Raw genomic sequence first — 25,021 nt, forward strand, 5'->3', positions numbered from 1 at the left:
ACTGCAGACCCAAGGAGAACCAAGATGCCCGACCAGGCCAGGCGAGCAACCCGACCGATCCGTTTCGGGGTCGTTGCTCCGCTCACCTCTGACCTGCCGACCTGGCGAGAGCGCGTACGCCGGATCGCCGACAGCGGTTACTCAACGTTGCTGATGCCCGACGTCCCCACCTGGCAACCAGCACTCGCGCCCACGCTCGCGACCGCGGCCGCGCTCACTGACCTGCGGATCGGCTCGTGGGTCTACGCCGCCGCGCTCCACGAACCGTCGAGTATGGCTTGGGAGGCTCACTCACTCTCAGTACTCACCGAAGGCCGCTTCGAAATGGGCCTCGGCGCCGGCCGCCCCGGGATCGAAGTCGAACTCGGCCGGCCTGCCGTCTCCCCCGCCGAGCGCCGGGCCAGAATGCGCGGGACTGTCGCCGCCCTCCGTACGTTCGACGGGCCCGAGCTGCACACGCCGGTGGTCATGGCGGTGAGCGGACCGAAGTCGGAGGCGCTGGCGCTCGAGGTCGCTGACGCAGCCACGTTCGTACTTCCACCGGACGCTGATCGGGCCGCGACCACGGATCGGGTACGTGACTTCGCCGGCCGCCGGGACATCGAACTCGCTCTGCACGTCTCGGTCGTCGGCGACGGGGTCGCTCCGTTCATGGCGGGGCCCAATCTCGACACCGCGGCGCTCCGCGCGGCCGACTCGCTCGTCATCCTTCCGAGTGACCCTGGCGCAGCCGCCGAAGAAATCCAGCGCCGGCGCGAAGAGATCGGCTTCACCTATTTCGTCATCGGCGCCGACTTCGCCGAGACACTCGCGCCGGTCGTGGCCGAGTTGGCCGGACGGTAGGACTGGGGTCAGTAGCCGCGGGCGCCGTCCAGTTGCTCGCGCAGGATGTCGAGGTGGCCCAGGTGGCGGGCCGTTTCTTCGATCATGTGGGTCAGGATCCATCGCAGCGATACCGGCGTGAACTGGGGTGGCGTGAAGTACTGCATGGTGTCGAGAGTCAGGCGGGCAACGATGCGGCGTGACTGCGCGCACTCGGCGTCGTACTCGCTCACCAGCTCGGCGATGGTGCGACCGCCGGTCGGCCAACCTCCGTACTCGTCCCGCTCGAACGGCTCGTCGGCAAGCGACGGAAAGCTGCCGGCAAACCAGTCGTACTCGGTCTGCCGGAGATGCGACACGACCCCGGCGACCGTCATCCGCGGAGATGTCTCCAGTAGCGCCCGATCAGCCAGCTCACTAGCCAACCCGTCCACCTTGCGATGCACGGTCGCCCGCTGCCAATCAAGGAACCCCGTCAGCACCCCACGCTCATCAGCACCACCCGCAGGAAAGACACGCTCCACACCCACACCCTTACACACCCGCAGACAACTCAACCCGAACCGATCAGACGTACCCATCGCTTTGCTGACCAGCTTGTCCGGCGGCAGCTCCAACGAGAACTGGATCTCCAGCTAGGGTCGCGTTGACGTGGAGAAGGGGTGCCGAGGGATGGAGTCCGATCGGGCGGGTGTGCACGGGAGGTTGTCTGATCGGCTTGGATCGTTCGGCAACCGCGAGCTTGCTGCGCTGCTTGATGCGGGACGACGTGGACGTGTGGGCGTTGGGGGCGGCTCGGTCGTTGTCGAGGTTGATGGTACGAGCGTGTTCGCGAAGCGGGTTCCGCTCACCGATCTCGAGCTCGCCCACCCACGTTCCACGGCGAATCTCTTCGGGCTGCCGCTGCATTGTCAGTACGGCATCGGCAGTCCCGGATTCAACGCCTGGCGCGAGCTGGCTGCGAACTCGACAGTGACCGCGGCCGTGCTGTCCGGCGAGACTGACGCGTTCCCGCTGCTGCACCATTGGCGTGTCCTCCCCGGCCGACCACCCGTCGCCGACGAGCACGCCGACATCGAGGAGGCGGCCGCGGCGCTGGGCGGTGGTCCTGCCGTCCGGGCGCGGCTCCAAGCGCTGGCTGCGGCGTCCTCGAGCCTGGTCATGATTTGGGAACACCTTCCGCACCCGCTCGGGCCGTGGCTGGCCGACGATCCAGTCGGCAAGGCGGTCTCGGTGGAGCAGCAACTCCTGGAGATCACGCGCTTTCTCCGCGGGCGTGGGCTGCTGCACATGGACGGCCACTTCGACAACATGCGCGTTGACGGTGGGCGGATCTACCTCACCGACTTCGGGCTGGCGACGTCTGCGGGCCTTGAACTGACCGACGCCGAGCAGGACTTCGTACGGCGCAATGCTCAGCACGACACCGACTACGCGGTCATGCGGCTCGTGAACTGGCTGGTGACTGAGGTCTGTGGGGTGGCCGTACCAGCCAACGCCGCACCTGTCGCCCGGGACGAGTACGTCATGCGAAGTGCCGCCGGCGACATTCCAGCCGACGTGCCGCCCACCGTAGCCGCTGTCCTTGCACGGCACTCGCGAGTCGCCGTACGAATGAATGCTCTCTACCGCCGGCTGTTCGGCGGCGATCTGCGAGCCGAGTATCCCGGCGCCTGACGCGGCAACTGATGGAAACTACGTGAGTTGCTTGCGTAGGAGGGTGATTGTTGTTTTGTAGAGGGTTGTGGAGCCGTCGGCTGCTTCTTCGTTCCAGGAGCCGGGTTCGGTGCCGGTTACGGTGTAGCCGAGGCGTTCGTACAGGGCTTGTGGGCGGGATCTGTTGTCGTCCACGCCTAGCTCGACCCAGGTGAGTCCGCGGTTTCGGGCTCGTTGTTCCAGCGCTTCGATCAGTACGGTGCCGATGCCACAGGAGCGCAGTTCTGCCTGGACCGACAGTTGCCAGATGGTCGCGCCGCCTGGTGGTTTCGTGTAGTCGATTCCACCGACTGCGACGGGCAGACCGGAGGGCGGGCACACGGCCAGGTAGTCGACCTCGCCACGGCGAGCACGTTGGACCGCCTCGGCGACGCTCGCGAGACCGGTGGCGTTCCCGTACCAAGCGCAGGCCGGCAGGTCCGCCTCGGTCAGATCGCGAACAGTCAGCGGCACCACAACCTCAGCCATCCCAGCACCCTGACACCTCACCGACAACCACCGCCATCGATTTAGCACAGCGCTTCCCCGGGCTGGACGGCTACGATCTGGGGCCCGGCGACGAACAGACAGAGAGGTGCGCTGTGCACTATCCGTTGACGGCTCAGCGGCTCGAGGCGGTGTTGGAGGGGCTTACATCCGTTTGCGGGCGGCGGCCTGTCGTCGTTGATGTGCAGCAGGTCGGGCATGACTGGGCGCCTGTCACTCGGTTGGTGTTCGATCGTGAGTTGGTCGGGCTCGATACGGGTCGAACGGTCATCGTCAAGACCAGGCGGGTGGACGGCGAGGGGCACGGGGGGCCGGCCTATCTGCGGCGGGAGGTCGCCGGGCTGCGCACCGCGGGGCCGAGTGGTGTCGCCGCGCGTGTGATCCTGATGGATGACCTGGTCGGCGTCGCTGTCCAGTCAGATCTCGGGATTTGGCCGACGCTCGAGGCAGTACTGCACGGGCAGGACTCTGAGCGCGCCACGGCTGCGATGGTGGACTTCGCGCGGACGATGGGGCGGCTCCACGCCAGCACGCTGGGCTGCCGCGCCGAGTACGAGTTGGCGGTGGCAGAGCTCGGCGACGTGACGACTGGGGCCGGAGCCGGAACCAGAGGCACTCGCCGCTGGCACGTCGTCGAACATGCCTGTACTGACCTGGGATTCCCGGACGCCCGTACGGCGCGAGCCGACATCGCCTTCGTACGCTCGCAACTGGACGACCCAGGTCCGTACGCCGCCCTGGTGCATGACGACCTCAATCCCACGAACGCTCTGGTCACCGATCGTGGTGTCCGGCTCGTCGACTTCGAAGGCTCGGGCTTCGGGCATCTCGGCTTCGACGCCTCGTTTCTGCACTATCCCTTCCCGCACCACAGCGCGAACTGGTCCGTACTGCCGGAGTCCATCACCGCGGCTGCGGACCACGCCTACCGCAACGAGCTCGCAACTGCCCTGCCCGCTGATGCGATGGATGGCTACGACAAGATGCTCGCGGTCGGTGCGGCAGCCGCCCTTGCCAGCAGGGTCACCCGGCTCCCGGTGATCGCCCGCAGCGACCAATCTCCGTACGACAGTTGGCGTCGCCGCGCTCAGCTCGTACAACAGATCGAGGTGTTCAATCGGCTCGCCGTCCGCGCAGACGCCCTGCTGGAGTTGGCGTACTGGTGCCGCGAGCTGGCCGACTCCATGACCGAGCGTTGGACCGACGCGACCAAGCCCCCACCGAAACTCTTCCCCGCGTTCGCGAACGACCAGTAGTTGTCGGTGGGGGTGTTTAGGGTGTTGGGATGGTTGAGCGGGTTCGGATTGCTACGGGTGTGTTGGTGCGGGATGGGCTGGTGCTGTTGGCGCATCGGCATTCGGGGCGGGAGGCGTATCCGGACTGTTGGGGGTTTGTCGGTGGGCATGTTGAGGCGGGGGAATTGCCGGAGGAGGCCGTTCGGCGGGAGTGCCTTGAGGAGGTTGGGGTGTACGTCCTCGACCCGGTGCCCATCGCGATGACTGTCGAGGACTCTGCGCTGGAGATGCACGCGTTCCTCGTCACGCGGTGGGAGGGCGAGCCGGTCAATGCCGCGCCTGAGGAGCACGATGAGCTTCGCTGGTTCCGGCCTGGCGAGCTTGCGGGCTTGAAGCTGGCGCACCCGGCCGGTCTGCCGAACGTTCTGAAAAGCGTCCTGGACGACGAGGTCAGCAGGCCTCGAGGGTGAAGAAGATGAAGCAGATGAAGCGTGCTGGGTGGGGTTGGTTCGGGGGGGCGGAGTTCGACCGGGGTGTCCGGGGAGATCGGCGGCTCGGTGACGGCTGTGAGGCGGAAGCCGGCGGCTGTGAATGCGTCGGTCATCGACTGGAGCGGGCGGTGCCAGTTGGTGTAGATGACCGTGCGGCCGGCGTGCTCGGCGTCGTAGGTGAACTCGGTGAGGTCGTAGTACTCGCCGTCCGGGTTCAGCGCCGTGTAGACGATCGGGTGGTTGACGGACAGGATGAGGCGGCCGCCGGGCTTCAATACGCGGCGGAGCTCCGCGAGCGGCTCGGCCCAGTCCTTCAAGTAGTGCAGGACGAGGGAGGCAACTACGTCGTCGAAGGCCGCGTCGTCGTACGGGAGCGGCTTGGCCAGGTCGCCGACGGTCAGGTCGGCGTCCTCCCCCAGCCGTCGACGGGCCAGGTCGAGCATCGCCGTACTGCGGTCGAAGCCGCTCACGATCGCGCCCTTGTCACGCAGCATCGCTGTCAGTGGACCGGATCCGCAGCCGACGTCGAGGATGCGCCGGCCGTCCACGTCGCCGGCGAGTTTCACCATCGCCGGCCGTTCGTAGTGACCGTTCAGCAGGTTGGTCTCGTTGTCGGCTGAGTACGCCTCAGCGAACTCGTCGTAGTCGGTCTTCGGCACCGAGCGCTCCTTTGCGTAGCGAGAACAGCTTCCGCCTTCTCAGACGCCGCCATCCCGCTCAGAGTTCGGCCAGATCACCAGGTCCAGGAACTCTTCGACGGCGGTCGCCACCTGGCCGAGTACGTCGGTCGACGCGGCCAGCGGCCCCGGTACGTACATGCCGTGGTCCGCACCGTCGACCTCCAGCACATGCCGGGTCAGCTCGCGCGCAAGGGACGGGATCCACAGCGAATCGGCCGTCCCGCCGACCAGCAGGAACGGCGCTGTGCACCGGCGGAGCGCGTCGACGACCCAGTCGCTCGTCAGCACGGGCGTCAACCAGATCGCGGGCAGTCCGAGCTCGGCGGCGAGGACGGCGGCGTGCGAGCCGAGGGACTTGCCGATGAGCAGCGGGGCGCGTTCGGAACTACGGAGTGAAGGCACGGTGCGCTCGACCTGATCCACGACCCACGGGCCACGCTCTTCGGGCGACAGCGTGAGTGGGCGGTCGTAGTCGTCCCACCACACTCGCGTCAGCGCGGCGCCGCGTTGGTCGGCGGCGTCTGCGGAGAACATCAGCAATGGTGCGTACGGCCCGAATTGGCCGCCGGGGAGGATGATCGCCTCACGTGAACTCATAGCGAAGCACACTAGCCAACACTGGCGAACAGCGAAGAGAGGATGGCTGGATGAGCGACGTACCGGACATGGGGCCTGTGCCGCAGCGGATCGAGGTCGAGGCGGAGCAGGTACGCCGGCTCGTGGAGCAGCAGTTCCCGCAGTGGAGCGGGCTGCCGGTCCGGTCGGTGGCGAACGGCGGCTGGGACAACCGGACGTTCCATCTCGGCGATGACCTGCTCGTACGGATGCCGAGCGCATCGGAGTACGCCCAGGCGGTCGAGAAGGAGCACCGGTGGCTTCCGGTGCTTGCACCGCAGTTGCCCCTGCCGATCCCGGTACCGTTGGCGATGGGTCGTCCGAGCGAGGACTATCCGCATCCGTGGTCGGTCTACGGGTGGCTCGACGGGGTGACTGCGACCCCGGAGGGCATCGCCGATCCGGTGCAGTTCGCTCTCGACCTGGCCGGCTTCCTGGCTGCGCTGCAGGGCGTCGACGCGAGCGACGGTCCCCAGCCGGGCATCCACAACTGGTTCCGCGGCGGCACGCTGCGTACGTACGACAAGACCATCGACAGCGCGGTTGAGGTACTCGACGGCCAGGTCGACGTCGGGCTCGCGCGGGAGATCTGGAAGACAGCCCTCGACGCCTCCTGGGACCGGGTCGACCGTTGGTTCCACGGAGACGTTGCGGAAGGCAACCTTCTGCTCGGCGACGGGCAGTTGACGGCTGTGATCGACTTCGGGACCTGCGGTGTCGGCGACCCGGCGTGTGATCTCGCGATCGCGTGGACCTTGCTGACCGCCGACGGCCGCGAGGCGTTCCGGGACCGGCTGTCGGTCGACGAGGTCACCTGGGCGCGCGGGCGCGGCTGGGCGCTGTGGAAAGCACTCGCCACCTGTTCGTACACCCATGACGATCCCGAGGACGCTGCCGTGTTCGCGAGGGCGAAACACACTCTCGACGAGATCTTCCTCGAGTACTCCGCAACCTGAAACCCGGTGGCCGCGCGCCGCGTACACCCGTACAGTGGCTGTTCATGAAGACCGTTCAGCGAATGATGCGCCCCTCGATGGGGCATTTCGTCGTGCGCTGATTCCAGCCGGTCGAGCCTCACGTCCAGTGGGCTCGACGCGAGGTGGAGCCCTGTACAAGAAGGGCCCACTCATGAATTCGTACTACATCACCACAGCGATCCCGTACGTGAACGCGGCGCCGCATCTCGGTCATGCGCTCGAGTTCGTGCAGGCTGACGTACTCGCCCGCCATCGCAGGTTGCGCGGCCAACCCGTCCGGTTCCTGTCCGGTACGGACGACCATGCGCTGAAGAACGTGCTCGCGGCCCGGACCGCCGGCGAACCGGTGGAGCAGTATGTCGACGCAGCCGCCGACCGTTTCCAGTCGCTGCTCGGCGTCCTCGATCTCACCTGTGACGACTACATCCGTACGTCCTCGGACCCGCGTCATCGAACCGGCGTCGAGTATCTGTGGCAGCGCTGCGCCGAGGCGGGCGATTTCTACCAGCAGAGCTACACCGGCCTGTACTGCGTTGGCTGCGAGCAGTTCTACGAGCAGGACGCGCTGATCGGCGGACGTTGCCCCGAGCACGGTACTGAGCCGGAGCACGTGACCGAGACCAACTGGTTCTTCCGGCTCAGCAAGTACCGCGATCGGATCGAGGATGCGATCGGCTCGGGCACCCTGACCATCAACCCGCCGCAGAAGCGCAACGAAGTACTCGCATTGCTCAAGTCCGGCCTCAACGACTTCAGCGTCTCGCGCCCGGCCGTACGGGCAGGCGGCTGGGGCATACCTGTCCCCAACGACCCCAGCCAGGTGATCTACGTCTGGTGGGACGCTCTCACGAACTACCTCACCGCCCTCGGCGTCGACCGCCCCGGTCGCGACTACCAGTACTGGTGGGCGGGAGACGGCGAACGGGTGCACGTGATCGGCAAGGGCATCACCCGGTTCCACGCCGTGTACTGGATCGGGCTGCTGCTCTCCGCCGGCCTGCCGCTGCCGACGACGATCCACGTGCACGACTACGTCAACGTCGGCGGCGTCAAACTCTCGAAGAGCACCGGCAACGTCGTCGATCCCGTCGAGTTGGTCGATGCGTACGGTACGGATGCGCTGCGCTGGTGGCTCACCCGCGAGGTCCCGCTGCTCGGCGACACGGAGTTCAGCGAGGCGCGTCTGGTTCAGGCGTACAACACGGATCTGGCCAACGGCCTCGGTAATCTCGCCGGCCGTACGGCGACGTTGCTGCACAAGCACTACGACGGGCGCCTGCTTCTCGACGACGCGCCGGTGACCGGTCCGACCTGGGACAGCCGCGCCCTGGACGCAGCCACGGCTGCATTGCCCTCGAAGATCGACGCAGCCCTCAGCACGGCCGACTTCCGCGCGGCAACCGCCCAACTAGTTGCCACTGTCAACGGTGCCAACCAGCTCCTGAACGCGGCTGAGCCCTGGAAGCTCCTCAAAGACCCCGCAGCCGACCCCCGGCTCCCCCACCGCCTCCTCACCCAAGTCATCCAGGCCTGCCGCACAGTCACCAACGAGCTGGCACCGTTCTGCCCGGCGGGAGCCGACCGCCTCGCCCACGGCCCGACCGCCAGTCCGTTCCCGCGCATCTTGTGAGGGCCGGCTAGTCGGTGCGGGTGCGGAAGTTCTGGCGATAGGTGCTGGGGGACGTTTTGATGTGCTTGCTGAACTGCTGGCGCATGGCGATCGAGGTGCCGAAGCCGCAATGGCTGGAGATGGCTTCGATGGAGAGGTCGGTGGTCTCGAGGAGTTCCTGGGCGCGGTGGACGCGTTGGCGGAGTAGCCACTGGAGTGGGGTGGTGCCGGTCTGCTCACGGAAGCGCCGGTTGACGGTCCGCGGGCTGGTCCCGAGGTACGACGCGATCTCGGCCAGCGTCACCGGCTCGCCCAGACGTTCGCGGAGCCAGCGCATCGTCGGCTCGAGTGACCCGTGGTCGTCCGCGGGGACCGGGTGCGCGATGTACGGGGCCTGGCCGCCCTCCCGTTGCGGCGGCACGACCATGTGCCGGGCGACGTCGGCGGAGACGGCTGATCCGAAATCCTGGTGGATCATGTGCAGACACAGGTCGATCCCGCTGGCGGCGCCGGCCGAGGTGAGGATGTCGCCGTGATCGATGAACAGTACGTCTGTGTCGACGTGGACCTGTGGATAACGCTCGGCGAGGAGCCAGGCGCGCGACCAGTGCGTGGCCGTCCGCCGGCCGTCCAGCAGCCCGGACGCCGCCATCACCCGCGCTCCCCCGGAACTGATCGACGCCAGCCGGATCCCGCGCTCGTGCGCCGCGCGGAGCAGATCGAGTACGTCCGTGGGCGGGTCGTCACCGCCCGCGACGCCGACGACGATGATCGTGTCGGCGTCGATCGCATCGGCCAGCGGGTACGCCGGGGTGTACCGGTACATCTCCACGCCGCCGACGCCCGTGACGGTCAGGTCACGGCCGTCGCCGCACACCCGTACGTCGTACAACCGCGGTCCGAACAGCTCACCTGGCTCGCGCTCTTGTGAGTGTGCCGTACTGAAAACCTGGAGCGGCATCGCCAGGTCGAACGCATGGATCCCGTCGAACGCCACCACCGCCACTCGATGCATGACCATAATCTATCGGAGATAGGCATTCTTGCCACTGTTACTCTCTGTCAATCTCATCGACGATCGGAACATGCTGCTCGCACTACTCCTGACCGCCGGATTCGTGGTTCTCCTTGTCCTGATGGGATTCGTCGCCGACCGACTGCTCGGCCCTGACGTACAACGCTGGGTACGCACCGTGACGAGGGATCGATGAAGCCGCGCGTAGCCGTCATCGGCACCGGAATCCTTGGCGCCTGCGTCGGCTGGAACCTGTCCCGTCGCGGCGCCGAGGTGATCTTCGTCGACCTGCTCGCGCCGGGCGAGGGCGTCACCAACTGGTCGTTCGCATGGGTGAACGCCAGCGCCAAAACAGCCCGCCGATCGTACTTCGACCTCAGTGTCGCCGCGATGACCACGTACGGTGAGCTCGTCAAGACGCTCGGGCCCGGCTCCTGGTGGCATCCGACCGGTCATGTGCGTTGGACGGACGATCCCGCGGCGGAGAGCGAGCTCTTGGCGACGGCCGAGCTATTGGCCGGCCGGAACTATCGGGCCGAGGTGTGGACGGGCGCCGAGGTACGTCGCTGTCTGGAGTCTGCACTCGTACTGCCCGATGAGGTCGCGGTCGTGCACTACCCGGACGAAGCCTGGGTGCACGGGCGTCGTCTCGTCCGGCGTTTGGTGGGTGAAGCCGTTGCCTCCGGCGCCGATCATCGATCCGGTACGGCCGTTCGCGCCATCGAGCTCGGGCACCATCCGAGCGTTGTGTTGTCCGACGGGACCCGGCTCGAGGTCGACGCCGTCGTGAACGCCGCGGGACCTGGTGCTGCTGAGGTTGCAGGACTCGTCGGGCGGCACCTGCCGATGCGTCGCGAGCCTGGCGCAGTCGCTCGACTCGCGTGTGAACGGGTCCCGATCGAACGAGCGATGCACACGCCGCACGTCGAGATCCGCCCCGATGGCGATGCGTCGGTGGTTCTGCACAGCCGGGAGGTCGATGCGCTCGTCGACACGGACGCTGATCTGGGCCAGCTGCTCCACACGCTGGCGGGCGCCGTCGTACCGGAGCTGAGCGAGGCTCGCGTCGCTGCGGTGCGTGCGGTCGAACGGCCGATCCCCGCCGATACGTTCCCATCGGTGGGAGCAGCGTTGGCCGGGTACTACGAGGCCGTGTCGCACAGCGGCATCACGCTCGGTCCACTGCTCGGCCGGCTCCTCGCCGCCGAGATCCTCACGGGCGAGCGGGACAACCTCCTCGCGGACTTCCGCCCCGAGCGTTTCGGGTGACCCCCCGCCTCTTCGGAAACAATGTTGCACCCGGCGGCAGAAATGTTCCGGAAAGACGCTGTGGCACGCTCGCCCGGCGGAAGTGTCGGTGGTGGCGGCTAGCTTCGGTGCCATGACCGCCCCTTGGACCACGGTGCTGGCACGAGTCGCCGAGCAGCTGAACGCTCATGGTGTCGATTGGATGCTGCTGGGCAGCGCTGCGACCGCGCTGCGGGGTGCAGCCGTGGTGCCGGGTGACATCGACATCGCCGGCCGCACGGAGGACGACATCGTGCGCGCGGCGGCGATCCTGCCGACGCCGCAGTCGGCCCCGGCAGACGGGCCTGCTGACTGGATCAGTACGGCGGCAGCACCCGTCCTGCACTTCGGCGGCGCCGAGGAACGGTGGACGTTCGGCCGATGGATGATCGACGGCGTCAAGGTCGAGCTGGCGCACATCGACGCACCCGCTGTCGACGGCCTGATGCTCGAAACCCGCAGCCCGCTGGTGTGGGCGCATCGACAGAACCTGGACTGTCACGGTCAGCCGATCCCGGTCGTCCCGCTGGAGGTCCAGCTCGTCACTATGATCGCGCGACACCAGGACGCCCGCCTCGCGGCGACCCTTGCCGCCGTCGACCCGGCCGCCCTCGACCTCCCGCTGCTGCGCCGCGCGATCGCGGACAAACAGTCCGAGGACCCGACCCTCGCACTGCCCGAGCCGATCAGGACGCTAGCCGCGGTAGGTGGCCTTCCATAGTTCGACGGACGGCCAGTTCGCGGCCCATTCAGGCGTGACGTAGTCGTACTCCGAGCGGGTGCCCGGCGGTACGACGTACTCGGTCAGCTCCTCGATCGTGAAGCCGGCGGCGCGGAGGACTCCGATCAACCGACCGGTCGGGAGCTGGAAGTGGGTGCCGCCGTCGGCGCGTTCGATCCGGGCGACGTCGGCGTACGGGCGACTCAACTCGCGGGTGGCGGCGGGCGCGTCAGGCGGTGTGCAGAGCTCTACGAGAGTGGAATTGCGCAGGAAGACCAGCTGACCGCCGGGCCGAAGCAGCCGCGCCGCCTCCGGGATCCACAACGCGGGATCGCACCAACTACTGGCGCCGTACTCACTGATCGCCACGTCGAAGCTGTCGTCGGGCAGCGGCACGCTCTCGGCATTCGCCCGCAGCAACGGAAACCGCAGCCCGAACTTCTCCTGAAGCCCCGCAGCCGTCGCCAACTGCTCCCCCGACGTGTCCACACCGACGGGCCGCCCACCGGCACGCGTCACCCACGCCCCGATGTAAGCCGTACCGCACCCGAGGTCGATCACGTCCTTGTCCTTCAACTCGGGTAGGACGTGCAGCTCCGACTCGGGCGTCGCCCAGATCCCCCAATGCGGCTCGGCCGTCCATTGCAGCTCGGCGCGACTGCCGAACCAATCGCTGTGATGCCCCGCCCACACCGCCTGATTCCGCGCCACGTGATCAGTCACGCCGAGCAGTCAACGCCGGACCTCACAGCGTCGCAACCGCATATCGGGTCAGGAGGCGAGGTCGTGGAGGCGGGTGGCGCTGGTGGGGTCGGCGGGGAGGAAGGTTTCGATGGCGAGGTTGGCGGCGGTGACCTCGAGGGGCGCGCCGATGGTGGCGATCAGGGTGAAGAGACGGACCGGGCCGAGGCGGGTGTTCAGGTCGAGGGTGACCATGGGCTGCTGGGCAGGGGCCGTCGGCGCCTGGTCCGGGAGATAGGCCTCGACCTCGGTGACAAGGTTCGACAGCGCCTCGTCGGCCGTGTCGCGGCTCTTGCGTTTGAGTTGGTGGATCAGCCCGAGACTGCAGGCGGCGGTCATCGACGAGATGCTCGGCAGGCCGCCGGGATGCACGGACAGGCGCAGCATGTTCATCGGCGGCTTCAGCAGTTCCGGGTCGACGCCTTCCCAGAGCAGGGAGGCGGCCGCGTTGGCGTCGATCAGGTTCCATAGGCCGTCGACGATCAGCGCCGGGTTCGGCAGGTGCGCGTCGAGCAGGGCGTGCAGCGAGGCGCGCAGCGGCAGCATCGACTCGGAGTCGTACGGCTCGTCGAGGTACAGCGGCGCGAAGCCGCCGGCCAGCAGCAGCCGGTTGCGTTCGGCGATCGGAAGGTCGAGATGGTTCGACAGGTGCACGAGCAACTGCCGGCTCGGCTGCGCACGGCCGGTCTCCACGAAGCTGAGGTGTTTCGTCGACACCTCGGCCTCGAGCGCCAGGTCGAGCTGGCTCAGCCGCCGGTGCGTCCGCCAGAAACGCAGCAGCTCCCCCACGTTCTCCTCGAGCACGGTCACGAGCTCAGCGTACGGCGATGCTCCGCGGCGCAGCCATTAACAAGGAGGTAATTGAGCCGCCTCCCTGGTGCCCCGATCGTTGGTGGTAGTCAACCGGGAAGGCAGCACCATGAACCCCGTCTACACAGCCGTCGCCACCTCGACCGGCCGCAATGCCCGCGCCGTCACCGCCGACGGCAAGCTCGACGTACAGCTCGCCATGCCGAAGGAGCTGGGCGGTACCGGCGACGGTCTCAACCCCGAACAGTTCCTCGCAGCCGGCTGGGCCGCGTGCTTCTCGACCGTGCTGCAGATCCTCGCCGAGCAGCAGCACCTCGACGCCAAGGACGTCGCCGTCACCGCCGAGGTCAGCCTCGTGCCGGGCAAAGGACGGTTCGACCTGGCCGCCGTACTGCGGGTCGCACTGCCCGAGCACCTTCAGGGCGAGACCGGCACGAAGTTGCTCGAGGCAACCCACAACACCTGCCCGTACTCGCGCGCGACTGCCGGCAACATCTCCGTCGAGGTCGTTCAGGAAGCGGTGACGCTCGCATCCACGCCGTGATCCGCGAACAGGGCATGCAGGGCGGCGTGCCCCTGGGTGAAGTCCCACTGCTCGGCGTGCAGCCCCGCCGCCCGGGCGCCCGTGATGTTCCGCGCGGTGTCGTCGATGAACAAGATGGTGTCGGGCGCGGCGCCGATCAGCTCGGCCGCCCGGGTGAAGAAGCCCGGATCCGGCTTCGCCACACCGAGGTCGCACGAGTAGCAGCTGACGTCGAACAATTCGTCGTACCCGAGCGCCGTCCGCATGTGCGCGCCGCGGTACATCTCCTGGTTCGTCCCGAGGTGGACGCCGTACCCGTTGCGCCGCAGCGTCCGCACGATGTCGAGGGACTCCTCGATCAGCACGATGTTCTTCCACACCGCGTCGTACACCTCGGTCACCGGCGTCCGTACGCCGAAACGCTCCAGCGACGCCGCCAGCAACGGAAGGTAGTCACCGCGCCCGGCGAGCATGGGCAACTCGTCGGACCACGTCTCGTGCAGGAACTCCCGCGCGCGGTCGCCGAGGTACGGCTCCATGGCGGTGTACCACCCGCCGGGCAGATCCTGCAGTACGCCGTCGGCGTCGAACAGCACGTGCCGCACCTTCGACCCGGCGACCGCACGCTTGGAACCACCCGAGGTCGGCGTCAGCACGGTCCCGGCCGGCAGCGGTGTCGGCTCACTGCGCTCGTACGGGACGATGCCGACCTGGAACTCGTCTTCGTAGATCACGGTCCCGGGATCACTCGACGTGACCCGTGACCAGGCGACGTCGTGCGCGGTCAGGATCGCGCACAACGTCTCCACCCGCGACCGCATCGGCTCCGGCAGCGGGTCCTTGAACCAGGTCACCGCGCCGACACTGTTGCCGTCGGCATAGAAGTCCGGATTCGGCAGCTCGGCCAGGAACCAGTCGTCGATGTCGAGGTACTGCGCTTCCTCGGCCGCGGTCAGCCGGCCCGCTCGCCGCAGATGATCCACTGCGACGAACAGGCCGACCTCGACCCCCAGCCGCCCGCGATAGCCGACCTGCAGACGGACGTAGGTGCGCTCACTCATGCACCAGATCATGCCCGACCGCTCGCCGTACAGGGCGGCGCGAACCTCCGGCGGGAGGTTGCACATGGTCAGGCGGGATCTTGCAGCAGGCCGAGGACGTTGCCGTCGGGGTCGGTCACCGTGGCGACGAGGCGGCCGTTGGACACGTCCTTCGGGGCCGACAGGACGGTGCCGCCGGCCTCGACGATCGCCTTGAGGCGGTCCTCGATGTCGGTCACGTGCCAGTGCGCCACCGGCGCGGTCATGTCACTGTTCGGGACCAGGCCGATCTGCTGGCCGGCGGCCTCGAACCCGACGTAGTACGGCGAGTCCGCAACCGGCTCGACGCCGAGCAGCGCCGCGTACACCGGCTTGGCCTTCTCGAGGTCGGTCACCGGGTGCAGGATCGTCTGGACACCTTGCGTGCTGGTCATCTCATCATCTCCGTCGTCGTGGGCCGGAGCCCGTCAGTTCCAACACCTCCAAGCTATTTCGCCACCCCCACCGGTTGCTTCTCGATTCCTGATCGGTTGGCGAGATCACGCCGATTCCTCGGGGCATCGCGGAGCGGGACGGCCTGGCGTGCGACGGCGAGTTGTTGTTCGCTTGCTTGTGTGCCGTACACGGTCGGAGGCGATCTCCTCCGCGAGCGTCGGGCGAGCGGAGTCACCCGCCTCGAAGGTCTCAGTTGACGTACTCCGCCAGGTGTTTGCCGGTCAGGGTTTTGGGCTTCTTGATGAGGTCTGCGGGGGTGCCTTCGAAGACGACCTTGCCGCCGTCGTGGCCGGCTCCGGGGCCGAGGTCGATGATCCAGTCGGCGTGCGCCATCACGGCCTGGTGGTGCTCGATCACGATCACCGACTTGCCGGAGTCGACCAGCCGGTCCAGGAGGCCCAGGAGCTGCTCGACGTCGGCGAGGTGCAGCCCGGTCGTCGGCTCGTCGAGGACGTAGACGCCGCCCTTCTCCCCCATGTGCGTCGCGAGCTTCAGCCGCTGCCGCTCACCGCCGGACAACGTCGTCAGCGGCTGCCCGAGCGACAGGTACCCGAGACCGACGTCCGCCAGCCGCTCCAGGATCTTCTCCGCCGCCGGGACCCGCGCCGCACCGTCCGCGAAGTACGGCAACGCCTCCGACACCGGCATCGCGAGCACATCGGCGATGTTCTTCCCGCCGAACGTGTACTCCAGTACGGCCGCCTGGAACCGGCGCCCTTCGCACTCCTCACACGTGGACTCGACGGTCGCCATCACGCCGAGCTCGGTGTAGATCACGCCCGCGCCCTTGCACGCCGGGCAGGCACCCTCCGAGTTGGCGCTGAACAGCGCAGGCTTCACGCCGTTCGCCTTCGCGAACGCCTTCCGGATCGGCTCCAGCAGACCTGTGTACGTCGCCGGATTGCTCCGCCGCGACCCGCGGATCGCACCCTGGCCGATCGCCACCACGCCGTCGCGGTCCGCGATCGACCCGTGGATCAGCGAGCTCTTCCCGGACCCGGCGACCCCGGTCACGACAGTCAGTACGCCGAGCGGTACGTCGACGTCGACATCCTGCAAGTTGTTCAACGAAGCCCCGCGCACCTCCATCACCGACGACGCCGATCGGACCGACTCCTTCAGCGAAGCACGGTCGTCGAAGTGCCGCCCGGTGAGCGTCCCGCTGGTCCGCAGCTTCTCCAGCGTCCCCTCGAACACGACCTCGCCGCCACCGGTCCCCGCGCCGGGTCCGAGGTCGATCACATGGTCGGCGATCGCGATCGTCTCCGGCTTGTGCTCGACGACGAGCACCGTGTTGCCCTTGTCCCGCAGTTGCAGCAGCAGTTCGTTCATCCGCTGGATGTCGTGCGGGTGCAGACCGATGGTCGGCTCGTCGAACACGTACGTCACGTCGGTCAGCGACGACCCGAGATGCCGGATCATCTTGGTCCGCTGCGCCTCGCCCCCGGACAGGGTGCCGGCCGGCCGGTCCAGCGACAGGTAGCCGAGCCCGATGTCGACGAACGCCTGCAGTGCGGCGCCGAGCGCCTTGAGCAGCGGTGCGACCGACGGCTCCTTGAGCTTCCGGATCCAGGCCGCCAGGTCGGTGATCTGCATCGCGGTCAGGTCCGCGATGTTCTTGCCGTTGATCTTCGAGGACAGCGCCTCCGCGCTGAGCCGGGTGCCGTCGCAGTCCGGGCAGGTCGTGAACGTCACCGCACGCTCCACGAACGCGCGGATGTGCGGCTGCATCGCGTCCACGTCCTTGGACAGGAACGACCGCTGGATCGCCGGGATGATGCCGGTGTAGGTGAGGTTGATGCCCTCGACCTTGATCTTGGTCGGCTCCCGGTGCAGCAGGTCGTGCAGTTCCTTCTTGGTGTACTTCTTGATCGGCTTGTCCGGGTTGAAGTACCCGGCGCCGCGGAAGATCCGCCCGTACCAGCCGTCCATGCTGTAGCCGGGGATCGTCAGCGCGCCCTCGTTCAGCGACTTCTCGGCGTCGTACAGCGCGGTCAGGTCGAAGTCGGTGACCGAGCCCATGCCCTCACAGCGCGGGCACATGCCGCCGGCGTACACCTGCTCGCGGACGACCTTCTTCTCACCGGCGCCCTTGTCGGCCGTCATCGAGCCACTCGCGGTGCGCTTCGGGACGTTGAACGAGTACGCCGTCGGCGGGCCGAGGTTCGGCTGGGCGATCCGGCTGAACAGGATCCGGAGCATCGCGTTCGCGTCGGTCGCTGTACCGACGGTGGACCGCGGGTTGGCGCCCATCCGCTCCTGGTCGACGAGGATCGCGGTGGTCAGACCGTTCAGTACGTCGACCTCCGGGCGGGCCAGCGTCGGCATGAACCCCTGGACGAACGCGCTGTACGTCTCGTTGATCAGCCGCTGCGACTCCGCGGCGATGGTGCCGAACACGAGCGAGCTCTTCCCCGACCCGGAGACCCCGGTGAACGCGGTCAGCCGGCGCTTCGGGATCTCGACGCTGACGTCCTTGAGGTTGTTCACCCGGGCGCCGGTCACCCGGATCATGTCGTGGCTGTCGGCAACGTGGTCCATGCGCGTCTTCTCCAAGAAGTGGGTGTCAGGAGGCCTGGTTGATCCGGACGTGGTTGCCGGCCGGGTCGCGGAACGCACAGTCGCGGACCCCGTACGGCTGGTCCACCGGCTCCTGGATGACCTCCGCGTCGCTGGCCTGCAGGCGCTCGAACAGCCCGTCCAGGTCGTCGGTCCGGAGCACCACGGTGGCGTACGTGCCCTTCGCCATCATCTCCTGGATCATCCGGCGCTCGTCGTCGGTGATCGCCGGGTCGACGGCGGCCGGGCTGAGCACGATCGCGGTGTCGGGCTGGCCGGGCGGGCCGATCGTGATCCAGCGCATGCCCTCGTACCCGACGTCCATCCGCACCTCGAAGCCGAGCAGGTCCCGGTAGAACGCCAGCGACGCCTCCGGGTCGGTGTGCGGGAGGAAGCTGTTCTGAATCTTCAGGCCCGGTGCGTTGTCCATGGGGGTCACGCTACGTGCCGGATGCGGGAGATGCTTCTCGATTCCTGATCGGTCGCGTCACCTGTTTCGCGACACACGACGGGATCCCGACCGTGGCGTCGGCCGCGCGCTGCCGGTAGACGCTCGGCGGCATCCCGACCAGCTCCGTGAACCGGGTGCTGAACGTCCCCAGCGACTGGCAGCCGACCTCGAAACAGACATCGGTGACGCTCATCCCGCCGCGCCGCAGCAGCATCATCGCGCGCTCGATCCGGCGCGTCATCAGATACCCGTACGGCGACTCTCCGTAAGCACGCTTGAACTCGCGGCTCAGGTGCCCGGACGACATGTGCACCCCCCGGGCCAGCGCCTCCACGTCCAGCGGCTGCGCGTACTCCCGGTCGATCCGGTCCTTCACCCGCCGCAGCAACGCCAGATCCCGCAGCCGCTGCTCGTCCGTCGCCCCGCTACTCACGGTAGGAATCCTCCCACCTCAACCAACCGAAGTCACTCAGGCGCAGGGTCCGATCGTCGAGATGAGGCCGTGGTGGTCCGACTTCGGGATCGGGTACCAGTTCGTGCCGTCGGAGCACCAGCCCGGTTTCACGAACAGGTGGTCGATGCGGACGAGGAGCGCGGCCCACTTTCCGATCTGCGACGGGCGACCCCAGCTGTCGAGCATTGCGTCGTCCAGGTGCTTGGTGAGGACGCGGTAGTCACGGCCGCGGTCGGTGGTGTTCAGGTCACCGGCCACCACCACGGGGCGATCGTCACGCGCCGCCCGGGCGGCGAGCTGCTCGATCAGCCGGTGATGCTCGGCGACGGTTGTCTGGTACGGCTGTCCGTCGTCGGTCGACTGGTTGTACGTCGATCCGCCCGACGTCCACCACGGCCGGGGCACGTGCGCCGCGATCACGTCGAACTCACCCGACGGCGCGTGCACGCGCAGGACGTACCCGGGCAGATCGGGACCCGGCTTCTCGACGACGGTCAGCGGCCACCGGCTGAAGATCCCGACCGACGGGCCGGTCCAGTCGGCGACATGGTTCGGGTACGCCTCGGCCAGCCGATCGGTCAGTGGCTCACCGATCTCCGACACCACGAGGACGTCGGCCTTGAGTGCCAGCAGGCTGTCCGCGCCTTCGATCTCCCCGACCCCGATATTCGCTGCCGCGAACCGTACGGTGCGACCCGGATCGACCGTACCGGTGCCGTGCGGGATCCACGGCCCGAACGTGGCGACGATCCCGACGAGCAACGTCGACACCGCGAACGCCACAGCAGCCCAGCGGCGCCGTCCGAGCACGCCGACGATCCCCACGACGACCGCGACGACGACCACGAGCAGCGGCAGCACGATCGCTGCCACGTCGGTGACCACCCCGAGCCGATCACGCAGCACGAACCACACCCACGGCAACAACGCGGCGATCCCGATGCCCATGGACCGCCGCACCAGCGGCTCCCCCTCCACCTCACCAGGCTATGTCACAGAACCTGATAGGAAACAAAGACGACCTGTCCCTTCCGCTCCACCTCGGTCAGTCTCAGCCGGGCGTCGGCCGGGAAGAGTGCCTTCCCACCCGCGAGCAGCACCGGCGTGATCCCGATGACGATCCGATCCAGCACCCCCGCCTCCGCAAACGCGGCGGCGAGCCCGCCGCCGCCTGCGACGAACACGTCCTTGGCACCCGCCGCCTGGACCATCGCCGGATGCTCCGCCGCGACGTCGGTGGCGAACCGCAAGTTCGCGCCCGGCACCTTCGGGAGGTCCGAGCGATGAGTGAAGACCCAGACCGGGCGGTCGCCGTGGGCCTGGTGCCAGCGTTCGGGGTGCTGGAGGAGGTCGGCGTCGCGGAGGATCGCCTCGTACGTCGATGCGCCCATCGCGACCGCGCCGACGCCGTCGAGGAACGTGGTGAAGTCGCGGTCGCCGGGTGGGAGGTCGTACAGCCAGTCCAGTTCGTGGTTCGGGCCGGCGACGAACCCGTTCAGGGTCGACGTCATCAGGTAGGTGGTGCTCATCTGGCGCCCCAGTTCAGGTAGGCGACGTTGGCGAGGAGCCAGCCGAAACCGATGGCCTGCCGGCCGTCCCGCTCGGGGGTCGGCTGGTAGCGGTTGTAGAGGGCCAGGCAGTGGGCATGGACCTGCGGGTCCCACGGCGTGGCCTGCATCCAGCGCGGTGCCTGGGCCGCGACCGACGCCGCACCGGTCGCTCCGCCGGCCACGGTCGTGTGGATGGCGGGCAGTCCGCCGGGGTCGGTGAAGGCGACGTTCTGGGTGAAGGTGCGCGCGATCCGTTCCATGTCGCGGCCGGTGAACGCGAGTTTGGCGCGGAACGCCCGGACCGCGAACTCGACGTCGATCGCGCCGTGGCTGATGTCCTCGAACTGCCGCGCCGGGCCGCCGGACGGCGTGAAGATCGAGAGATCGGTCGCCGGGTCACCGGTCTTGGTGAACCCTTCGTAGATGTGACCGCCCATCGGCCAGTAATGCCACTGGTACGCATCGCCGGTGTCGGCGACGAGCTGGTTCGCGAGCATCCGGCCGAGCGCGGCGACCTTCTGCCGGTACCCGCGATCACCGGTGACGAGCGCCAGCTCCACCAGCGTCTGACCGAGCCCGACCGACTGGTTGATCGGCTGCTCACACCCGTCGTACGGGAGCGGCTGCCCCTTCGGCCAGATCAGATGGTCGCTCCGGTACTCCCAGTCGTGAACGGCGACCGCCTCCCGGCACGCCTGCAGATACTCGGCAGCCTTCCGCTGGTAGCGCCGGCGCAGCACCGGCGAGCCGGCGACGATCCGTACGAAGCTTGCGATCGGGTACGTGATCATGCCGGTGTGCACGGCGAAGATCACCGGCTTGCAGTGCATCTGGTAGCTGCCGAACTTCGGCAGGTCGCCGGCGTGCGGGGCCGTCCGCCGGTCCTCGGCCGTGAGCTGCAGCGGGCCGGGCGCGGCCGCGTAGATCCGGGCGACCGCATAGTCGGGGCTGGCGGGGTCGAGCGACAGGTCGGTGAGCGTGACCGTGCGGTTCACGAAGGTGTTGACGAGCTGGACGGAGAACGTGTCGGCCCGCGTCCCCGCGGAGACCGTGATCGTGGTGTCCTCGGCGTACGAGAGCGCCTCGCGGAGGTCGAGCAGCGGCTGACCGTTGCTGTCGGCAAGGGTCGCGTAGCCGGTGGTGTACGGATGGTCGGCGCGCCAGGCAGGCAGCGAGAGCCCGCGGTAGTCGGTGACGCCGCGGGCGCTGTCGCGAACCTCGAGGACCTGGTCGACGTTGTCGATCAGCCGGTCGAGGTAGTACGTGTCCCGGTACGTCTCGTACATCCGGATCAGGCCGAGCAGCACGTACGACTGGCTCCACGCGAGCATGCCGGAGCGGCCGTCGCGATTGGTGTTGTCGTTCGGCTGATCCGGCTGACCGGGACCGCCTTCCTGGAAGAGCCGGTCCCAGTCGTCGAACGTCCGACGCGCGGTGTAGTCGACGCCCTCGGCGTACGCCGGTGAAGCTCCGACAGCACCGGCCACCGCGCCAGCGGCCGTCAGTTGGATGAGAGTGCGGCGGGACGGACGGATCTCGGGCATGGGCGGCCTCCTGGAAAGACTGGGCGATATCCAGTGCAGGCCAGTTTCCCGCAGGGAATCGATTTACGGCAGGTCGAGCGTCAGTGGTAAATCCTTGAGGAACTCGACCGCGTCGAACATCGCCCCCGCCGACGCGACGCCGCCAGACCGCGTCTCGCCGCCCAAGATCCGCCTGACCGCACCGACTGCCAACGGCGCCGAGATCGCATAGATGTCCTGCCCGGACGCCGACGCCCGGAGCCCGTCGACCCGCACATCAACCACGAACGTCTGGTCCGAACGCCCTTCATCGTCGACCGCCGCCGGTGCCGGGGTGTCCGCGTCGAACAAATCTCCCGCGGCCGCGAGCGTCATGTACGTCCGCACCTCACGGACGTCCAGATGGCTGGGGATCGTGACGATGTCGGCCATGCTGAACTCGGCCAGCACCCGGCGCTCACCCACCGGCTCCGGGAAGGTCCAGTCCTCCTGCACCGGAGGATCGTCGTGGTACTGCAGTCGGCCGTCCGCGAACCGCACCCGCCGCCCGTTGCGCCGGTCGTGCCAGACCTTCCCGGCGGCACGGGTCCCGGGCGTGGGATGCCAACTGCTCAGTCCGTACGCGACCTGCACCGAGTCCGCCGTGGTCCGCTCCCCCAGCAGGGCGGTCGTCAGCAGGTCGCCGATCCCGCCGTAGAACGCCATCGCCGGAACGACCGGGAGATCGCTGCGCCGGGCGAGGCTCTCGGTGTTGACCTCGATCTCGGCCGCCACGTCGACGTACGGGATCCGCTGCCGCGCTGCTGCGTCGATCAGCGGTTCGGCGGTGTTCACGAACGGCCCGGCAGCGTTGATCACCGCGGCGGCATTCTTCAGGGCCAGGTCCAGGGACTGCGGGTCGTCGACGGCAGCCGGCCGTACGTCAAGGTGTCCCCATTGCTCCTCGAGAGCGGCGGCGTTGCGCCCGGCGGCGATGACCGGGAGGTCCTGGCGGAGGAGTTCCTGGACGACGAAGCGGCCGGTGTGACCGGTGGCGCCGTACACGACGATTGCGTTCATACGACCAGTCTCGGTGCCGGTCGGCACCCTGCGTGAGAGTCCGGAACGACAGCATCCGTACACTTTCGGACATGCACACCGTCGCGCTGGCGACCGCCGGGCACCTGCTGCACTTCGAGCTCGGCATCGCGTACGAGATCTTCGGCAACCCACCGCTCGAGGTCGCGGAGTGGTACGACGTGCGCCTGTGCGGGCCAGGCCCCGCACAGGTCGGGCCGTTCGTGGTGGAGCCGTCGGACGGGCTGGACCGGCTCGCGACCGCCGACACGGTGCTCGTGCCGGCGCTCGCGGACATCGACGAGCCGCCGCCGGCCGCGTTGGTAGCCGCCGTTCGGGCGGCGTACGACTCCGGAGCGCGGATCGCGTCGCTGTGCACAGGGGCGTTCGTCCTCGGGGCGGCCGGCTTGCTCGACGGGCGCCGCGCGACGACCCACTGGGGGCATGCCGCGGCGTTGAGCGAGCGGTATCCGGACGCCGAGGTCGATGCCGACGTGCTGTACACGGACAACGGGAACGTCCTGACCGCGGCCGGGAAGGCGGCGGCGGTGGATCTGTGCCTGCACCTGGTGCACCTCGATCACGGGGCGACGATCGCGAACACCGTCGCGCGGCGGCTCGTCGTACCGCCCCACCGGGCCGGCGGCCAGGCGCAGTTCGTGTCGACGCCGCTGCCGACGAGCGGGGATCACTCACTCGCGCAGTTGCTGACCTGGGCCGAGGAGCGTCTCGACCAGCCGTTGACGGTCACCGACCTCGCGCGGCAGGCGAGCACGAGCCCGCGGCACCTCGGCCGGCAGTTCCGTTCGATCACCGGTCAGACCCCGCTGCAGTGGCTGCTGACGCAACGGGTTCGGCGCGCGCAACAGCTCCTCGAGTCCACCGACGAGGGCATCGAGCAGGTGGCCGTTGCGACCGGCCTCGGTACCGCCACCACGCTGCGGCGGCACTTCCAGCGCGTCGTCGGCGTACCCCCGAACACCTACCGGCAGTCGTTCCGCAGCCCGTAGGCTCGACCACCATGAGCCTCCAGGAACTTCGCTTCCGGGCGACGCACCTCGCCGCGGTCCGCGCCGGTACGAAGCGGATCACCATGCGGTACAACGATCCCGTCGAGGTCGGGCCGGCCATGCTCGTCTTCGAGTTCGACGAGGAGATCCGGCTCCCCGGACGAATCCTGTCGACGGTCGCCAAGCGCGCCGACCAGGTGACCGAGGCGGAAGCACTCGAGGACGGCTTCGCCGGAGCGCACGACATCGTCCCCGGCCTGAGCAGCTACTACCCGGACCTGAAGCCGACCGACGAGCTCGTCATCGTCCGCTTCGAGCTCTCGTACCCGCGCCGGATGCACACAGCGTTGGACACCACCGATGCGGCCGGGCTGGCCGAGTTCTACCGGCAGTTGCTCGGACTGCAGTACCGGCCGGGTGACGAGCCGACCCCTGACGCCGACTGGCTCGTCCTGGTCGACGCCGACGGCAACCGTCAGCTCGCGATCCAGCAGGTCGACGAACTCAAGCAGTCCACCTGGCCGTCGCACGACGTGCCGTCCCAGATGCACATCGACTACGCCGTAGCGTCGGTCGACGAACTCGAACACCACCGGCGCCATGCGGAGGAGCTCGGCGCCAAACTCCTGTACGACCGGACGGCCGACGCGGGCGAACCGCTCTACGTCCTGGCCGATCCGGCCGGTCACCCGTTCTGCCTGCTGGTAGGACAAGCATGATCGAGTTTCGTGAGGCCGGGTCCGGCGACCTGGACGGGATCCTCGCGCTGTACGGGCAGCTGCATCCGGCTGATCCGCCGGTGCGGGATGCGCCTGGCGTGTTCGGGGCGATCCTCACGACACCGGGGCTGCAGCTGTTCGTGCTCGAGGACGAGGGCGCGATCGTGGCGACGACGTACCTCAATCTGGTTCCGAACCTCACCCGCGGTGGATCGCCGTACGGCGTGATCGAGAACGTCGTGGTCGACGAGGCACGGCGCGGGACCGGGCTGGGGAAGCAGATCATGGCGAGCACGCTGCAGGCGGCCTGGGACGCCGGGTGCTACAAGGTCATGCTGCAGACCGGTTCGCGGCGGGAGTCGACGCACGCGTTCTACCGGCGCTGCGGGTTCGATCCCGGCGAGAAGACCGCGTACGTCAGCCATCCGGCCTAACC

At 68.2% G+C, this 25,021-nt stretch carries 28 protein-coding genes and 1 pseudogene; 13 read left to right on the forward strand and 16 right to left on the reverse strand.

Annotated elements, in window-relative coordinates; translation table 11 throughout:
- Positions 1-24: 24 nt before the first annotated feature.
- Positions 25-843, forward strand: a complete 819-nt coding sequence (locus tag ACGFI6_RS23905) for an LLM class flavin-dependent oxidoreductase (RefSeq protein WP_393122020.1) — start codon at positions 25-27, stop codon at positions 841-843.
- Positions 844-851: 8 nt separating this feature from the next.
- On the opposite strand, the gene ACGFI6_RS23910 is transcribed toward ACGFI6_RS23905, so the two are convergent.
- Positions 852-1,346 carry a DinB family protein gene (locus ACGFI6_RS23910; RefSeq protein WP_393122022.1) on the reverse strand — a complete coding sequence of 165 codons (495 nt, stop codon included), beginning with the start codon at positions 1,344-1,346 and terminating at the stop codon, positions 852-854.
- Between the two features lie 301 nt (positions 1,347-1,647).
- On the opposite strand from ACGFI6_RS23910, the gene ACGFI6_RS23915 reads away from it, so the two are divergent.
- Positions 1,648-2,499 (forward strand): hypothetical protein, encoded by an 852-nt coding sequence (locus tag ACGFI6_RS23915; RefSeq protein WP_393122023.1) that lies wholly within the window; start codon positions 1,648-1,650, stop codon positions 2,497-2,499.
- Between the two features lie 18 nt (positions 2,500-2,517).
- On the opposite strand, the gene ACGFI6_RS23920 is transcribed toward ACGFI6_RS23915, so the two are convergent.
- Complete coding sequence (locus tag ACGFI6_RS23920; RefSeq protein ID WP_393122025.1) at positions 2,518-3,006, reverse strand: GNAT family N-acetyltransferase; 489 nt, start codon at positions 3,004-3,006, stop codon at positions 2,518-2,520.
- Positions 3,007-3,248: 242 nt separating this feature from the next.
- Between ACGFI6_RS23920 and ACGFI6_RS23925 the strand changes: the two genes are divergently transcribed.
- Positions 3,249-4,280 carry a phosphotransferase family protein gene (locus tag ACGFI6_RS23925; RefSeq protein WP_393122027.1) on the forward strand — a complete coding sequence of 344 codons (1,032 nt, stop codon included), beginning with the start codon at positions 3,249-3,251 and terminating at the stop codon, positions 4,278-4,280.
- A 29-nt stretch (positions 4,281-4,309) separates the two neighbouring features.
- A complete protein-coding gene (locus ACGFI6_RS23930) occupies positions 4,310-4,729 on the forward strand; it encodes an NUDIX domain-containing protein (RefSeq protein WP_393122534.1) in 420 nt (139 codons plus the stop codon).
- A 152-nt stretch (positions 4,730-4,881) separates the two neighbouring features.
- On the opposite strand, the pseudogene ACGFI6_RS23935 reads toward ACGFI6_RS23930, so the two are convergent.
- Together ACGFI6_RS23935 and ACGFI6_RS23940 are read right to left on the reverse strand one after the other, a co-directional pair.
- Positions 4,882-5,409 (reverse strand): annotated as a pseudogene (locus ACGFI6_RS23935) (class I SAM-dependent methyltransferase); the annotation flags it as partial.
- Between the two features lie 39 nt (positions 5,410-5,448).
- Positions 5,449-6,027: an alpha/beta fold hydrolase gene (locus ACGFI6_RS23940; protein ID WP_393122029.1), complete on the reverse strand. Its 579-nt coding sequence runs from the start codon at positions 6,025-6,027 to the stop codon at positions 5,449-5,451.
- A gap of 50 nt (positions 6,028-6,077) precedes the next feature.
- Here ACGFI6_RS23940 and ACGFI6_RS23945 point away from each other — a divergent pair, with 50 nt between their 5' ends.
- Together ACGFI6_RS23945 and ACGFI6_RS23950 are read left to right on the forward strand one after the other, a co-directional pair.
- Positions 6,078-7,001, forward strand: coding sequence for an aminoglycoside phosphotransferase family protein (locus ACGFI6_RS23945; protein ID WP_393122030.1), 924 nt, complete (start codon positions 6,078-6,080; stop codon positions 6,999-7,001).
- 172 nt (positions 7,002-7,173) lie between these two features.
- Complete coding sequence (locus tag ACGFI6_RS23950; protein WP_393122032.1) at positions 7,174-8,652, forward strand: methionine--tRNA ligase; 1,479 nt, start codon at positions 7,174-7,176, stop codon at positions 8,650-8,652.
- Between the two features lie 7 nt (positions 8,653-8,659).
- On the opposite strand, the gene ACGFI6_RS23955 is transcribed toward ACGFI6_RS23950, so the two are convergent.
- Positions 8,660-9,646, reverse strand: coding sequence for a GlxA family transcriptional regulator (locus ACGFI6_RS23955; protein WP_393122034.1), 987 nt, complete (start codon positions 9,644-9,646; stop codon positions 8,660-8,662).
- Between the two features lie 70 nt (positions 9,647-9,716).
- Between ACGFI6_RS23955 and ACGFI6_RS23960 the strand changes: the two genes are divergently transcribed.
- From ACGFI6_RS23960 to ACGFI6_RS23970, 3 genes are all read left to right on the forward strand, one after another.
- Positions 9,717-9,842, forward strand: a complete 126-nt coding sequence (locus ACGFI6_RS23960) for a hypothetical protein (protein ID WP_393122036.1) — start codon at positions 9,717-9,719, stop codon at positions 9,840-9,842.
- Positions 9,839-10,915 carry an NAD(P)/FAD-dependent oxidoreductase gene (locus tag ACGFI6_RS23965; RefSeq protein ID WP_393122038.1) on the forward strand — a complete coding sequence of 359 codons (1,077 nt, stop codon included), beginning with the start codon at positions 9,839-9,841 and terminating at the stop codon, positions 10,913-10,915. The genes ACGFI6_RS23960 and ACGFI6_RS23965 overlap by 4 nt, the downstream gene beginning before the upstream one ends.
- Before the next feature lie 112 nt (positions 10,916-11,027).
- Positions 11,028-11,654 carry a hypothetical protein gene (locus ACGFI6_RS23970; RefSeq protein ID WP_393122040.1) on the forward strand — a complete coding sequence of 209 codons (627 nt, stop codon included), beginning with the start codon at positions 11,028-11,030 and terminating at the stop codon, positions 11,652-11,654.
- Here ACGFI6_RS23970 and ACGFI6_RS23975 read toward each other — a convergent pair.
- Together ACGFI6_RS23975 and ACGFI6_RS23980 are read right to left on the reverse strand one after the other, a co-directional pair.
- Positions 11,628-12,377, reverse strand: a complete 750-nt coding sequence (locus ACGFI6_RS23975; RefSeq protein WP_393122042.1) for a class I SAM-dependent methyltransferase — start codon at positions 12,375-12,377, stop codon at positions 11,628-11,630. The genes ACGFI6_RS23970 and ACGFI6_RS23975 overlap by 27 nt on opposite strands.
- Before the next feature lie 48 nt (positions 12,378-12,425).
- On the reverse strand, positions 12,426-13,205 hold the full coding sequence (locus ACGFI6_RS23980) for a helix-turn-helix domain-containing protein (protein WP_393122044.1): 780 nt from the start codon (positions 13,203-13,205) through the stop codon (positions 12,426-12,428).
- 109 nt (positions 13,206-13,314) lie between these two features.
- Between ACGFI6_RS23980 and ACGFI6_RS23985 the strand changes: the two genes are divergently transcribed.
- Positions 13,315-13,749 carry an Ohr family peroxiredoxin gene (locus tag ACGFI6_RS23985; protein WP_393122046.1) on the forward strand — a complete coding sequence of 145 codons (435 nt, stop codon included), beginning with the start codon at positions 13,315-13,317 and terminating at the stop codon, positions 13,747-13,749.
- Here ACGFI6_RS23985 and ACGFI6_RS23990 read toward each other — a convergent pair.
- The 9 genes from ACGFI6_RS23990 to ACGFI6_RS24030 form a co-directional block, all read right to left on the reverse strand.
- Entirely contained in the window at positions 13,716-14,789 is a 1,074-nt protein-coding gene (locus ACGFI6_RS23990; RefSeq protein ID WP_393122048.1) for an HAD family hydrolase, read from the reverse strand. The genes ACGFI6_RS23985 and ACGFI6_RS23990 overlap by 34 nt on opposite strands.
- A gap of 68 nt (positions 14,790-14,857) precedes the next feature.
- Positions 14,858-15,202 carry a VOC family protein gene (locus ACGFI6_RS23995; protein ID WP_393122050.1) on the reverse strand — a complete coding sequence of 115 codons (345 nt, stop codon included), beginning with the start codon at positions 15,200-15,202 and terminating at the stop codon, positions 14,858-14,860.
- Between the two features lie 250 nt (positions 15,203-15,452).
- Positions 15,453-17,804 (reverse strand): ATP-binding cassette domain-containing protein, encoded by a 2,352-nt coding sequence (locus ACGFI6_RS24000; protein ID WP_393122052.1) that lies wholly within the window; start codon positions 17,802-17,804, stop codon positions 15,453-15,455.
- Between the two features lie 25 nt (positions 17,805-17,829).
- Positions 17,830-18,252, reverse strand: a complete 423-nt coding sequence (locus ACGFI6_RS24005; protein WP_393122054.1) for a VOC family protein — start codon at positions 18,250-18,252, stop codon at positions 17,830-17,832.
- 10 nt (positions 18,253-18,262) lie between these two features.
- The gene (locus tag ACGFI6_RS24010; protein WP_393122056.1) at positions 18,263-18,706 is read right to left on the reverse strand and encodes a helix-turn-helix transcriptional regulator; all 444 of its coding nucleotides are present in this window, start codon (positions 18,704-18,706) and stop codon (positions 18,263-18,265) included.
- Between the two features lie 36 nt (positions 18,707-18,742).
- On the reverse strand, positions 18,743-19,705 hold the full coding sequence (locus ACGFI6_RS24015; RefSeq protein WP_393122058.1) for an endonuclease/exonuclease/phosphatase family protein: 963 nt from the start codon (positions 19,703-19,705) through the stop codon (positions 18,743-18,745).
- A 14-nt stretch (positions 19,706-19,719) separates the two neighbouring features.
- Positions 19,720-20,256, reverse strand: a complete 537-nt coding sequence (locus ACGFI6_RS24020) for a dihydrofolate reductase family protein (protein WP_393122060.1) — start codon at positions 20,254-20,256, stop codon at positions 19,720-19,722.
- Entirely contained in the window at positions 20,253-21,821 is a 1,569-nt protein-coding gene (locus ACGFI6_RS24025) for a hypothetical protein (RefSeq protein ID WP_393122062.1), read from the reverse strand. Before ACGFI6_RS24025 ends, ACGFI6_RS24020 begins: the two co-directional genes overlap by 4 nt.
- 63 nt (positions 21,822-21,884) lie before the next feature.
- The gene (locus ACGFI6_RS24030) at positions 21,885-22,859 is read right to left on the reverse strand and encodes an NAD(P)H-binding protein (protein ID WP_393122064.1); all 975 of its coding nucleotides are present in this window, start codon (positions 22,857-22,859) and stop codon (positions 21,885-21,887) included.
- Positions 22,860-22,930: 71 nt separating this feature from the next.
- Between ACGFI6_RS24030 and ACGFI6_RS24035 the strand changes: the two genes are divergently transcribed.
- From ACGFI6_RS24035 to ACGFI6_RS24045, 3 genes are read left to right on the forward strand one after another with little or no spacing between them, the layout of a single operon-like run.
- A complete protein-coding gene (locus ACGFI6_RS24035; RefSeq protein WP_393122066.1) occupies positions 22,931-23,866 on the forward strand; it encodes a helix-turn-helix domain-containing protein in 936 nt (311 codons plus the stop codon).
- A gap of 11 nt (positions 23,867-23,877) precedes the next feature.
- The gene (locus tag ACGFI6_RS24040; protein WP_393122068.1) at positions 23,878-24,585 is read left to right on the forward strand and encodes a VOC family protein; all 708 of its coding nucleotides are present in this window, start codon (positions 23,878-23,880) and stop codon (positions 24,583-24,585) included.
- Positions 24,582-25,019, forward strand: a complete 438-nt coding sequence (locus tag ACGFI6_RS24045) for a GNAT family N-acetyltransferase (protein WP_393122070.1) — start codon at positions 24,582-24,584, stop codon at positions 25,017-25,019. The genes ACGFI6_RS24040 and ACGFI6_RS24045 overlap by 4 nt, the downstream gene beginning before the upstream one ends.
- Positions 25,020-25,021: the final 2 nt, after the last annotated feature.

The sequence above is a fragment of the Kribbella sp. NPDC048928 genome, assembly GCF_043197975.1.
Lineage (GTDB): Bacteria > Actinomycetota > Actinomycetes > Propionibacteriales > Kribbellaceae > Kribbella.